Source organism: Nocardioides sp. (assembly GCF_025964975.1).
Lineage (GTDB): Bacteria > Actinomycetota > Actinomycetes > Propionibacteriales > Nocardioidaceae > Nocardioides.
Map to the genome: position 1 here is coordinate 1 of NZ_JAOPXV010000099.1, position 12368 is coordinate 12368.

Annotated in this window: 12 protein-coding genes and 1 pseudogene; 6 read left to right on the forward strand and 7 right to left on the reverse strand. The window is 66.9% G+C overall.

The window, feature by feature from the left end:
* A partial coding sequence (locus JWN68_RS06950; protein ID WP_297736655.1) for a helix-turn-helix domain-containing protein occupies nt 1-104 on the reverse strand: 104 nt, incomplete at its 3' end.
* Between the two features lie 638 nt (nt 105-742).
* On the opposite strand from JWN68_RS06950, the gene JWN68_RS06955 reads away from it, so the two are divergent.
* The 5 genes from JWN68_RS06955 (at nt 743) to JWN68_RS06975 (ending at nt 3759) form a co-directional block, all read left to right on the forward strand.
* Nucleotides 743-1861 (forward strand): GNAT family N-acetyltransferase, encoded by a 1119-nt coding sequence (locus JWN68_RS06955; RefSeq protein ID WP_297736623.1) that lies wholly within the window; start codon nt 743-745, stop codon nt 1859-1861.
* A gap of 46 nt (nt 1862-1907) precedes the next feature.
* Complete coding sequence (locus JWN68_RS06960) at nt 1908-2576, forward strand: Crp/Fnr family transcriptional regulator (protein ID WP_297736626.1); 669 nt, start codon at nt 1908-1910, stop codon at nt 2574-2576.
* Nucleotides 2577-2633: 57 nt separating this feature from the next.
* Nucleotides 2634-3074, forward strand: a complete 441-nt coding sequence (locus JWN68_RS06965) for an urease subunit gamma (RefSeq protein ID WP_297736629.1) — start codon at nt 2634-2636, stop codon at nt 3072-3074.
* Between the two features lie 87 nt (nt 3075-3161).
* A complete protein-coding gene (locus JWN68_RS06970; RefSeq protein ID WP_297736632.1) occupies nt 3162-3437 on the forward strand; it encodes an urease accessory protein UreD in 276 nt (91 codons plus the stop codon).
* A gap of 10 nt (nt 3438-3447) precedes the next feature.
* On the forward strand, nt 3448-3759 hold the full coding sequence (locus tag JWN68_RS06975; RefSeq protein ID WP_297736634.1) for a hypothetical protein: 312 nt from the start codon (nt 3448-3450) through the stop codon (nt 3757-3759).
* Between the two features lie 23 nt (nt 3760-3782).
* Here JWN68_RS06975 and JWN68_RS06980 read toward each other — a convergent pair whose 3' ends face one another.
* Nucleotides 3783-4613, reverse strand: a complete 831-nt coding sequence (locus JWN68_RS06980) for a hypothetical protein (RefSeq protein ID WP_297736637.1) — start codon at nt 4611-4613, stop codon at nt 3783-3785.
* 236 nt (nt 4614-4849) lie between these two features.
* Here JWN68_RS06980 and JWN68_RS06985 point away from each other — a divergent pair, with 236 nt between their 5' ends.
* A complete protein-coding gene (locus JWN68_RS06985; protein WP_297736640.1) occupies nt 4850-6109 on the forward strand; it encodes an ammonium transporter in 1260 nt (419 codons plus the stop codon).
* Between the two features lie 309 nt (nt 6110-6418).
* Here the strand turns inward: JWN68_RS06985 and JWN68_RS06990 are convergent.
* The 5 genes and pseudogenes from JWN68_RS06990 to JWN68_RS07010 form a co-directional block, all read right to left on the reverse strand.
* Nucleotides 6419-7595, reverse strand: a pseudogene (locus tag JWN68_RS06990) (IS3 family transposase).
* A gap of 206 nt (nt 7596-7801) precedes the next feature.
* Nucleotides 7802-9868: a helix-turn-helix domain-containing protein gene (locus JWN68_RS06995; protein ID WP_297736643.1), complete on the reverse strand. Its 2067-nt coding sequence runs from the start codon at nt 9866-9868 to the stop codon at nt 7802-7804.
* 36 nt (nt 9869-9904) lie between these two features.
* Complete coding sequence (locus tag JWN68_RS07000; protein ID WP_297736646.1) at nt 9905-10894, reverse strand: alcohol dehydrogenase catalytic domain-containing protein; 990 nt, start codon at nt 10892-10894, stop codon at nt 9905-9907.
* Between the two features lie 49 nt (nt 10895-10943).
* A complete protein-coding gene (locus tag JWN68_RS07005; RefSeq protein ID WP_297736649.1) occupies nt 10944-12188 on the reverse strand; it encodes a malate dehydrogenase in 1245 nt (414 codons plus the stop codon).
* The coding region (locus JWN68_RS07010; protein ID WP_297736652.1) for a BMC domain-containing protein at nt 12185-12368 on the reverse strand (184 nt) is incomplete at its 5' end. The genes JWN68_RS07005 and JWN68_RS07010, both read right to left, overlap by 4 nt.

Below are 12368 nucleotides of genomic sequence, written 5' to 3' on the forward strand. Positions count from 1 at the left end.
TCTACCGTTGACCTACCGATACCCAGATCCCGTGCGACCTGCCGCTGCGGAACACCGTCCGCAACCAGCCGCCGGATCAAAGCCCAATCCTCCACTGAGATCACCCATCCAATCTGTCTGGGTGGCCTCGTTTTCGACCGTCGCTATGGCCTCGTTTTCAAGCGTCGTCGACAATCGGATATGCATCGGATGTGCCCCCCTTCAATCGCCGGTTCGGGCACTCGGGATGCGGTGTCCGGAGGCCTCCAGATCGCTGAGGCGCACCCGGATGCACCGCGGACCGAAGCGGTACGCCGGCAGAGCGCCAGCAGAAATTCGGCGACGGTCGAGTCCACGGTCGTGGTGGATGAAGGTGTCACCTCGTGATCCGGTGGCAGCACTCTAAGCAGTGAGTGCGGCAGATCCTCGATGGCGTCGGAGGCGTCGGCGAGCAGGATCTGGCGCTCCTCCGGTACCCCGGTGGGGTAGATCGCCGGGCACTCGTCGCCGTGGAGACCACGAAGGGACCCTACGAGTGACGGCGAGACAACCAGCCGATCCGAGAACTACCGTCGCGGACTTGTAACGCCAGCAGGCGGCTACCGCGACCGTGGCGCGCGGGGTCCGCTAGATCCACGTCGCTGCCCGATGTCGCTCCTGGTCACCGAGCCCAGAGATGTTTACACGGCGGCAACACGGGCGTATTCGATCCGCAAGGCCGCGCCACGAGGCTGTTCTACATCGCCGAGAGAAGGAGTTGCTCATGTGGTGGCAGGTACGTGCGTTGCTCGAGGACAGGCCAGGAACGTTGGCGGCACTTGCGGAGAGCTGCGGCCAGCAGGAGGTGAATATTCTTGCGCTCGAGATGCACCCGTGCCCTGACGATCTTGTCGTCGATGAGCTCGTGCTCCGCACACAGGAGAGCTGGACCGTGGCGGATGTCGAGCGGCTCGTCCGACGAGCCGGTGCCATGGAGGTGGTCGTCGCGCCGTGCACCCCCCGCGTCCTTCAGGACCAACCGATGCGTTACATGCGGGCCGCGGGGCGGGTGATGCAGAGCCCCCACACGCTGGAACAAGAGCTACGCAGCCTGCTTGACGCCGCGACAGGCTCCCACACCCTCGTGCTGGGCGACGACGACGGGCAGCACGTCGTGCTGGAACGCTCGATTCCCTTCACTAACACTGAGGTCGCGCGTGCGAGAGAACTCCGCCGCCTGGCCGGATCAGGGAACCTCCCCTACACGGCCGGCGAGGTCCCGGTTGCCGACGATCCGGTAGCCATCCGCCCAGGCACCGCCGCCGACGGTCCGGCGCTGATCGCCATGCACGCACGCTGCTCTGCAGAGACTTTGTATCGCCGCTACCACGCTCCCATGCCACAACTGCGGGTGCCGGCGGCCCGTGCACTCCTCGAGCCGGTCAATGGGTTCAGCATGGTGCTGACGGCAGGCACCGCAGTCATCGGCTACGGCACCGTGGCAAATGCCACCGACCCATTCGAAATCGGGTTGCTGGTGGAGGACCGCTGGCAGGGACAGAGCCACGGGACCAGGCTGCTTGCCGCGCTGGCCGAATCTGCTAGGGAGCGCGGCGCTGAGACGCTGACATGTCACGTGCAGCCCGGCAACCAAGCAGTGTTGGCGACGATTCAGCGGGCTGGCCTTCGGGCGCACGCCTCCCACGCTGACGGCCTGAACACCTACCGGATCGTGGTCCCCCGATCGATCCGCGCCGACACCCCACGGCGCCGCCCGAAGCCGAGGCCGTCCCTGGCAAATGTGACCAAGCCCCTGGTGAGTCTGCTGCACCAGCGGCCGGAGCTGCGAGAAGTGTGCCCGGCAGCTGACCTCATCGATCAGGGGGTGCGGGGCGGTGCTTGAGGCTCTCCGCTCCGACCATGACCCATCGACATCTCTCAGGACGGCGGTGGCGCTCCCTAACCTCATCCCCTCCTCGCTCGCCCTTTCTGAACGTGCCCGTGTCGTGGAGCTGCGGCGACGACAGGTCATCTGCCGCGAGGGAGACCTGAGCAACGGCTTGTTCCTCGTGGAGCTCGGCATGGCGAAGGTCATGCGCAGCGCTCCCACGGGCGCCCAGCTCGTCCTCGGGATCCTCGGGCCCGGAGAGGTCATAGGTGAGCTGTCGCTGATAGACGGCGGGGCCTGTTCCGCGTCCGCCGAGGCCCTGACGCCCGTGCGACTCCGCAGCATTCCGAGCGAGGTCCTGATGGAGCAGTACGAGCAGAGGCATGAGGTGCGTGCCTGGCTGCTGAACGTGCTGGCACGACGCCTTCGGCACGCCAACACCGTCAGCACGGATCTCGTCTTCACGGGCGTCGCGGAGCGGGTGGCCAGAGTGGTGCTCGACCTCGCGCAGCGGTTCGGCGAGCAACGCCTTGGGTCGATCAGCGTGAGCCACGGACTGACCCAGTCGGAGCTCGCCCAGCTCGTCGGCACCACCCGCGAGAGCGCCAACAGGGCCCTGGCCAGGTTCGCTCGTCACGGGTGGATCAGTCTCCGCGCCGGCTCATTGCTCGTCCATGACGTTCCCGCCCTTCACCGCACGGCCGGGACCAGGAAGAAAGTCTGGCGTTAGGTCAGTGGAGGGAAGCCTCAGTGGCTCGAGACCGTCCGGACCCCAAGGCCGTGTGACGTGCACCTGACTCCGGCCGACACCGACAAGCTGCTCTTGGCGGTGGCGGGGATGGTAGCGCGGGATCGGCTGGCCAGGGGGGTGCGCCCCAACTATCCAGAGTCCGTCGCTCTGCTCAGCACTTGGGTCGCCCGCAAGGGCGGTCCAGGGATCGAGCGCGCCGACCTGCTGGTGGTCAACAAGACCGACCTCGCGCCGTACGTCGGCGTCGATGTCGACCAGATGAGCGCTGACGCCCTCGCCGCGCGCGGCGGGCGTCCGGTGGTCGCGCTGTCGCGCCACGACCCCGCCTCGATCACCCTCCTCCTCGGCTGGGTGCGCTCGCAGGTGGCCCGCCACCAGGCTGGTGAGCTGGTGCCGCTCGACCCGGGTCCCATGGCTCCTCACTTTCACGCAGGGGAAGAGCGCCATGGTCATGACGACCACGCCCTCGCGCGCTGACATGTGCTTCGTCTCGCTCGCGCGTACCGCTGACGGACGGGTGCGGGTCACGTCCCGCGGGGGGCCTTCCGTGTCGTCACCTTGAGGGTGGACGAGTGCGGCGCGACGCTGGCCCTGACGCCCACCGGAGCACTGCTGCTGGCCGGGGACTCGGTGGAGCTCGAGTGCGTCGTGGCCGACGGGCTGACCCTGCACCTGCAAGAGACCACCGGCACGGTGGCGTACGCGATGCGGGGCGGGTCTGCGACGTGGTCGTTCACCGCCCGGGTCGAGGACGGAGCGAAATTGTCGCTCGACACGCTTCCCTGGGTCTCCGCAGCTGAGTCCAGCGTGACCCGGTCGATGTCGGTCACGCATCGGTGATGCGGCCGCGTTGGTCGCCCGCGGGACCCTCGTCCTCGGCCGGTCTGACGAGCCCCCCGGCGACCTGGTCTCGCGTACGACGATCACCCGACAGGGTCGCGCGGTGCTCGTCGAAGAGCTGTTGTCGCGCCACCTGGCGCCGTACCGGATCCTCGACAGCGTCCTGGCACTCGGGAACGACGGCGACATGCCCGTGGACTGCCCGCGCCCGCTTCGGCTCGAGACAGGTGACCGGCTGTGGCGGCGACTGGGACGCGAAGCGCACGAGACCGCGGCCGTGCTGGATCCGGTGTGGAAGGCGCTGAACAACGCGGCCGAATGAGTCTGGGATAGGGGCGGTGCTCGTCAGCGCCCGAAGAAGCCTCGCTTGCCCTCTTTCGCGACTTTGGGCTGCGGGGCCCGGTAGCGCATCCCGACGGGTGCAGGAGTGGGTGTCAGGGGAACTGGCGCCACCACTTCTTCCACGGCAGGCGTGCTCTGCGGCGTGGGTCCAGTCGCCAGGGTGTCTGCGCGAGTGACGTCGTGGCGACCCAGGATGGCACGGGTCTCGTCGAGGGCGTCTCCGAACCCGACCCGGTTGACTTCGTCGACGACCGCGTAGAGACAGTGCGTCTCGACGGCGGCCACGAGCAGCGTGCCGCGCGTGTAGGTGAGTTGCACCCAGGACTCGCGGAGTCGCCCGTCGATAGCGCCCAGCGCGGCGAGCGCGCGCACACCCACGCTTGTCAGCGCCGGCGCGGCGCCCAGCACTGTCGGTCCCGGTGGGAGTGGGCTGGCGGCGACCAGCCGGTTGTCTGCGGTGGTGATGGCGGCCCATCGGACGTTCGGGGCGTCTTGGACGCGTTGGACGCAGTGGGCCAGTGCCGCCTGCAGGCCGGCACCTCCTACGACGGTGAAGACTTTGGGCTGTAGGTACCGCTGGGTCTCGATGCGGACCGACAGTCCGATCGCGCCGGCCTCGTCCCGCGTGACGGTCGCCGATATCCCTTCGGGGCTGACGGTTGACATGGTCTGGAGGGTGCCGATGTCGAGGAAGTACTCGACCTGCGCAGCCAGCCTGGCGGCGTACCCCAAGGACGCCGCCAGCCGACCGTCCTGACCGTCGTCGCCGCTCACCGTGCCATCGGCGCCGATGCTGAACTGTTTGGACTCCACCTCGTAGGCACTCGCAGCCATCGGAACCTCTTTCGTCGTGGGCGGGCCCGAGAGTGGCCACCGGCAGGATCGCCCAAAAACTGGCCCGTTGGCGCAGGGGACCCCAGTAGTTACAAGGACTTCACTGCGCGGCGCCGGAGTTAACACCCCCGTCACGTACGGGGCCCCAGAAACGACATCTGGTCGAGCATCGTCGGCCTCGACGTGCTGCTCGGAGCGCGAGTCCGCCCGCTACTGCTCACGACCCGGAGGCCCTCATGGTCAACACAGGTGACACCGCTTGGATCCTCACCAGCGCCAGTCTGGTGCTGTTGATGACACCGGGCCTCGCGCTCTTCTACGGGGGCATGGTGCGCGTCAAGAGCGTGCTGAACATGATGATGATGTCGTTCGGTGCGCTCGGCCTGATCAGCGTGCTGTGGGTGGTGTACGGCTACTCACTCGCCTTCGGCGACGACATCGGCGGGGGCTTGCTCGGCAGCCCCACCCAGTACTTCGGTCTGCGTGGGCTGATGGAGGACACCACCAGCGCCGAGGGCGGATTGCCGGCCATGGCGTTCGTCGGGTTCCAGGCGGTCTTCGCGATCATCACCGTCGCCTTGATCTCGGGTGCAGTGGCGGAGCGTATGAAGTTCGGCGGCTGGATGGTCTTCGCGGGGGTATGGGCCACGCTCGTCTATTTCCCGGTCGCGCACTGGGTCTTCGACTTCTCCGTGGGGGATCACGTCGGGGGCTGGATCGCCAACGACCTTGCAGCCATCGACTTCGCCGGCGGCACCGCGGTGCACATCAACGCCGGCGCAGCGGCACTCGCGCTGGCGATGGTGATGGGCGTTCGGCGCGGCTTCGGTGCCGAGGTCATGCGCCCGCACAACCTGCCGTTGACGATGCTCGGCGCGGGGCTTCTGTGGTTCGGCTGGTTCGGGTTCAACGCCGGATCAGCGGTCGCGGCCAACAACACGGCGGCCGTCGCCTGGATGAACACCCTGGTCGCCACCGCCGCCGCCAGCCTGGCCTGGCTCGCGACCGAGAAGCTGATGGGCGGCTACGCCACCTCGCTCGGCGCGGCATCCGGCGTCGTCTCTGGCCTGGTCGCCATCACCCCAGCCTGTTCGTCAGTCTCACCGATGGGCGCGATCGCGGTAGGCGGGGTTGCTGGTGTGCTCTGCTCGCTGGCGATTGGTCTCAAGTTCCGGCTGGGTTATGACGACTCGTTGGACGTCGTAGCGGTCCACCTCGTCGGTGGTCTCTGGGGCACCATCGCGGTCGGCTTCCTAGCGACGGCCGCGGCGCCAGCCGGGATCGACGGGCTGCTGTACGGGGGCGGGATGGATCAGCTCTGGCGGCAAGTGGTCGGGGCGTCGGCCGTGCTCGCGTTCTCGTTCGTCATGACCTACGTCATTGCCAGAGTCCTCGACTCGACAATTGGCCTGCGGGTCAGCGAGGAACACGAGGACGCCGGGGTGGACGTCGCTGTGCACGCCGAGCAGTCATACGACCTCGGAGCCATCTCGTGACCCAAGACCTTCAAGAGTCGAAGGTCTGACCCACGGCCCGCGCGATCCGCATCACTACATCGATCTGCGCGGCGTGGCCTCACGGCGTCGCGGGGAGGTGGAAGGACGCGCACCGTAGGTGACGCTTGCAGGCTCACAGGCCGCGCGCCTCGAATTCGGACCCCTGCCCATGGCCCCAGGCATGCGTCACATCGCCCAGCTCGGCGTCCTACGGAGTAGCCGCTGAGGCCTGACTTGTTCGGACCCTGGGTCGGCTCACAATGAAATAGAACACCGTATGGGTCTGCTGAACGATCAGGGGACTTCTGATTACGCTGCCTGGTCGGCGGCTTTGGTCATGATGAGTTCGAATTCGATCGGGGTCAACCGGCCGAGACGTTCTTGGCGTCGCCGGGATGGTAGGTCCGCTCGATCTAGGACACGATCGCGATCCGGAGCTCATCGCGGGTCTCCCATCGGCGCGGGTTCACGACGTTCTTCTGCAGCAGCGCGAAGAACGATTCCATCGAGTCGTTGTCACCTGCTGAGCCGACCTGGCCCATTGATCCGACCACGTGGTGACGCTACAGCGCCTGCTGCAGTTTCCGGCTGCGAAATTGCGAGCCCCTGTCCGAGTGCAGCCGGCACCCAGCCACCGAGAGACCCTCGACGCCGCGTCTGGCGACGGCGTTGTTGAGGGCGTCGACGGCGATCTTGGACTCCATCCGGTCACTGATGGAGTAGTCCACGATCCGGTTGGACCACACGTCCTTGATCGCGCACAAGTAGAGCTTCCCCTCGTCCGTGCGGTGCTCGGTCAGGTCCGTGAGCCACAACTGGTTCGGCCCGGCAGCGGTGAAGTCGCGACGTACGAGCTCGTCATGAGCCGGGGGTGCGGGGCTGCCCTTGCCGCGGCGCTTCTTCTTGCCGAACACGCTCCACCAGCCGTTGTCGGAGCAGATCCGTCACACAGTCCGCTCCGTCACCGCATAGCCAGCGTCGGTGACCTCGTCGAACAAGAACCGGTACCCGAACTCAGGATCGTCGCGGTGGGCGTCGAAGATGGCGTTCGCCAGGTAGGCCTCACGCAACTCCGACTCGGTGACCGGCGCAACACGCCACCGGTAGTAGGGCGAGCGCCCCAAGCCGAGCATCTGCAAGGAGACCTCGGCCGGGATCCCGCTCGCCGCGAGGTCTCTCACGAGCGGGTAGAGCCTTTTCCCCGGAGGTTCGCCTGGGACAGATACCCCGCGGCACGACGTAAAACCTCGTTCTCCTGCTCTAAGCGCCGGATTCGACGCCGCGCCTCACGCAGCTCGCCTGCCTAGCCCTTCGTCATACCGGGCCTCACGCCGTCTTCGATGTCGGCCTGCTTGAGCCACTTCGACAACGTCACCGGGTGCACACCGAAGTCGTGCGCGATCTGCTCGAGAGTCTCGCCAGGCCCGCGATCACGGGCCACCCGGATCACGTCTTCCTTGAACTCCTTGGGATACCTGCCAGCCACAGTGGACATCCTTCCAGCCAGGACCCTCGTCCTAGCCGATCTGGAAGTCCCCTATCTCTTCAGCAGACCCCTCACCGGGAGCCGTACACCACTCTGCTGGACGTCACTTCTTCGCCCATCCCGTTGATGCGTCCGACGCGTAGTTGCGGGTAGTGGGGCGTGTCCGTGAAGAGGACGTCACCGGGAATGCGGGGTGCTCGGTCTCGTCATGTGAGTTGGGAGGCACGAACGGCGATGTCGGCGAGCAGACGGTCGTGGTGGGTGGAGAGGTCCAGGCCCGAGACCTTCTCCACGAGGTTGAGCCGATACTTCACAGTCTTCTGGTGCACGAAGAGTCGCTCAGCCGTCAGACTCTGCGAGCAGTTGCAATCGAGGTAGGTGCCGAGGGTGTGCATCAGCTGGGATCCCTTGTGCGCGTCGTACTCGATGACGGAGCCGAGGGTGTCCGCGACGAAGCGGCGCATTGCGACCTCCGCCGAGCTGCCGAGGAAGAGGCCAACGATGCCCAGGTCCTCGTAAAGGGTGACTTCTGAACTTGATCGGATGGTGCTCATCCGTAGGGCGGTCTCCGCCTCCACCCGAGCCTCGTTCAGGTCCAGGGCGTGAGCGCACTCGCTGCTGACCCCCCACGCCATTGGTACGACGGGCTGTGAAGCCACGGCGGCATCGTGCGCGGCGATCATGGCCAGGTGGAGGCGCTCGAGGTCGGGACAACGCGTGACGAAGAAGAGCTGCTTGTCTCGAACCACGGAAAGTCCGCGCGACATCTGATGGCTCTGCAGGACCTCGGTCACGGCGCGTTGGACCCGGCGCAGGTCGCGGGTCTCCAGTCCGGGAGTCGGCTGCTTGGGCCCGACCACCACGACACGAAGGCTGCCGCGCAGGTCAATGTGGATGTGCTTGGCGCGCAACATGGCCGCACGACGGGATTCCTGTGTCCCCTCCAATAGTTCTAGGAGGAGTTCTTCTCTCTGCTGGGCCCGCGCCCGCGCACCAGCTTGTTCTTGGAGGTGACGCAGTGCGCAGGCGACAGCCGCCTGCTTGAGCGCGGTCGAGACCGAGGGGTCGTCCGGCTCGGCGTCGGTCTCGAGGCACAACCAGCCCACCAGCTCGTCACCGATGGTGATGTCCTCGATGGCGAACCGGCATGCGTCTCCAGTGCTCCAGGTGAGCGTGTGGGGAGATGCATTCGAGTGGTGTCGCGTCATCATCTTGACCTGCTCCGCAGCCCCTGAGCAGTCCGCCTCGGCGGGGTGCGAGCCGAGTTGCTCGCGATCTGCATCCAGAAGGTGGACGGTGCTGTGGGTGGCTCGCGCGATCACCTCCAGGAGGTCGCACAGGCGTGGCTCCTGAAGGAGCACTACCAAGAGCTCCTGCTGAACGTGGAGGGCCCGGTCGTTCGCGGCGTACTGGTAGGCGAGGGCGCGGTGCGATCGCTCGATCTCGACCAGAGACTGGGCGTTCGTCTCGTGCATCAGCGCGTTGTCGAAGGCCACGGCCGCGAGATCGGCCAAGGTGAGCAGGCGGGCTGAGTCGCTGTCGGTGTAAGGCGTTGCCGCACGACGCCACACCTCCAGCACGCCGATGACACGGGTCCCCACACGGATGGGAGCGCCCATCGCGCACCGGATCTGCTCGTCCCGGGCCAAGCTGTGGAAGTCGTCGGAGATGGTGAGGCTGGACACATAGTCGGCTACGCGCTCTGGCTGCCCGGTGGCAAGCACCAGTCCGGCGAGACCCTGCCCGCTGCGCATCCTCAGGCGCGCAGTCTCGACCCGCTGATTGCCCGCACATCCACGCATCACGATCTCGTCGCCGTCACCGTCGACGAGCATCACGCCGGCGATGTCCGAGCCGAGCAGCGTCCTTGCCTCGTGGGTGACAGCCGCCAGGGCTTCATCGACGCTGTGCGCGGCGAGGATGTGCGTCGCGATGGTTCGGAGCAGCCCGGTCTCGACCATGTCCCGCTCGATCTGATGGGAGAGCATCAACCGGTCCAGTGCCAGGGACGCGGTGCTCAACATCACCTTGCTGGCCTCCGACATCCCGGCACCTGCCTGGACGCAGACGTCTTTGGCTGATCCCAGGAGGAGCTGCCCGGGCGAGGGGAGCGGGTGCTCGACCAGGAGGTCGTGCACGCCCACAGGCGCGCCGTTGCTCCTGGTCAGGGCGTCGGCGAGTCGAGCCAGGATCGTGGCTCGGTCCAACCCCGCCTCCGACAGTCGGTCGAGCTCCGACAGCAGCGCCTGCTCAATCGTTGAGCGTTCGGTCATGGGCCCTCCTGGGCCAATCACTGGGTCGGACCCCCGTCAGACAGTAAGGACGATCTTGAGATAACGACTGTGAGCCGCATCACTGTAGGCGTCAACGGCACTGGTCAGGTCCGCCGTTCTCATGAGGTCGTGTGCGGGACCGAGCAGACCGCTGGTGGCCAGAGCCAACATGCTGTCGCGATCCCTCAAGGGGTCGCCAATCACCATTTGGACGGTAATCTCTCGGGCAAATGCGTCGGCGAGTGGGAAGCTCCACGTCTTCTGCACGTGGGCGCTGACGCTCGCCACGGTACCCCCGGGACGGCATGCAAGAAGTGCCGCGTCCAACCCGGTCGCGCCACCTACGGCCTCGACGACGACATCGGCTCCCCGACCGGCGGTGAGCTCGTGGAGAGTGGGCACGAGTCGCTCCGGAACGGTGGCCAGGTTGCCAGTGCTTCGCGCAGCGGACTGTCGCGCCTCGACCGGATCGGACACGACAACGACGGACGCGCCGTGGTGCTGCGCCGCCAGAGCAGCGAGTTGACCCACCATGCCCCCGCCGACCACGGCGACGACGTCACCGGGAGCGACGCAGGCCTTCTTTGCAGCCGCGAAGCCGGTCGGGAAGTTGTCGCACAAGAGCACTGCGGTCGCCGAGTCCAGGCCTCGCGGGAGGACTGCGAGGCAGATGTCGGCGAAAGGAACCCGTACCTGCTCTGCCTGGGCGCCGCTGAGTTCGGGTCCGAAGGACGTGCCGGTCCCCAGGAAGCGACGCCGAGGACAGTGCCAGTGTTCGTGCCGTCGGCAGTGCCAGCAGTTGCCGCAGGCGGTGAAGTCCGTCCCAACAACTCGATCTCCCACATTGATGGAGGTGACTGCTCCTCCAGTGGCGAGCACGGTGCCGACGAACTCATGGCCGAGTACGGTCCCGGCGGGTACCCCCGGCAGATGCCCCTGCATGGCGTGGACATCGGTGCCGCAGATGCCGGTGTGCTCGACTCCGACGATCGCGTCTTGTGCATCCTGCAGAGTGGGTTCGGGCACGCTGACGACCTTGACACCCCCGTCTCCTGTGGTCACCACGGCCCGCATCTCACGCCACCTCGTTGATGCGCTCTCGCAGCCGGTCCGCCGACTCCCGCAACGCTGTGAGCTCGCCCGGTTCCAGAGGCAGTTCGACCACCGATTCGAGACCAGCGGGCCCGAGCCGGACCGGCACGCCCACACGAGTGTCGCGGATGCCGTAGCTGCCCTTCGGATCGACGGCGCAGGCCAGCACCTGACCGCTGTGCGAGGCCATGGCGGTGACCATGAGAGCGGCGCAGTGGCCCGGCGCGAAGTAAGCGCTTCCGGTCTTCAGCAGTGACACAACTTCTGCGCCGGAGTCCCGGGTGCGCTCGACGATCGCGTCCAGCTGGTCACCAGTGATCAGGTCGGTGAGCGGGCGTCCCTTGATGCGAGCCTGGCTGAGCGGAATGACCATCTCCGGTCCGTGGCTGCCGAGGGCGAACGCCTCGACCTCGCTGGGGAGGGCCAGACCGGTGAGTCCGACGAGCGAACAGAACCGCGCGGAGTCCAGAACTCCGGCCATGCCCAGGACTCGTTCCGACGGGAACCCGCTGCGCATCTGTGCCAGGTGGGTCATCTCCTCCAGTGGGTTCGTCACGACGACGATCACGCAGCGGGGAGCGTGCCTGGCAATCTGCTCGCAGACGGGCCCGACGACCGCCGCGTTCGCAGAGGTCAGGTCGGTGCGGGTCATACCAGGTGTTCGGGGTTTGCCAGCGGTGACGATGACGTAGTCGACGCCTGCCAGGGCCGCCATGTCCTCGCTACCGATGATCCGGGTAGAGAACCGGGCGATCGAGGCGTCGTGCCACAGGTCAAGGGCAATGCCGGCCGCGAGGCCCTCGACGAGGTCGATCAGCACCACTTCCTCGAAGAGGTCCGACTCGGCGAGCCGGACCGTGGCGATCGAACCCACGTGGCCTGCTCCGATAACGGCTGCGCGCGGCTTTCCCCCGGATGTCCTTGTCGGACGGCTCTGGAGGCTGGGATCCAGTGGGGCGCCCCGCCGGTAGAGACTGTTGAGAGTGCGAGCGTCCGCGCTCCGAGGACTTCCAGGGTCAGACAGGTTCACTGGGCTCACTTGCGTTCGAGGCGATGCGCTGGACGGCGAAGCCCTCCCAGCTGAGGCAGGAGCATCGGGGCCTGACACGATGATGGTGATCCCGCGTTCGGCGGCGCGGTCTCGTGCCAGCGGAGTCAGCACGTCGCCTGCCTTGATGGTCAGCGTGGTGCCCGCCGCCTCGACCTCGCCCACCCCGATGACGCTCATGATGACTTCCCCTCCATCTGCTCAAGCGCGCCGACGGCCGCGTCACGCGCGCTCAGGACCTCGCTCTCGGTGCCCGACAGGAACACGCGGCCGAATCGACCGACGGCGCGAACCTCGACCACGGTGATGTTGGCGGCCTTCTCGGCCTCGTTCGCGGCGAGCGTCGCGTAGGCGGCGGGA

Bases quoted from the DNA above. Each gene is read 5' to 3' on its own strand.
- JWN68_RS06980 (WP_297736637.1), bottom strand. From the start codon at position 4,613: ATGGCTGCGAGTGCCTACGAGGTGGAGTCCAAACAGTTCAGCATCGGC.
- JWN68_RS07005 (WP_297736649.1), bottom strand. From the start codon at position 12,188: ATGAGCGTCATCGGGGTGGGCGAGGTCGAGGCGGCGGGCACCACGCTG.
- JWN68_RS06985 (WP_297736640.1), top strand. From the start codon at position 4,850: ATGGTCAACACAGGTGACACCGCTTGGATCCTCACCAGCGCCAGTCTG.
- JWN68_RS06995 (WP_297736643.1), bottom strand. From the start codon at position 9,868: ATGACCGAACGCTCAACGATTGAGCAGGCGCTGCTGTCGGAGCTCGAC.
- JWN68_RS06955 (WP_297736623.1), top strand. From the start codon at position 743: ATGTGGTGGCAGGTACGTGCGTTGCTCGAGGACAGGCCAGGAACGTTG.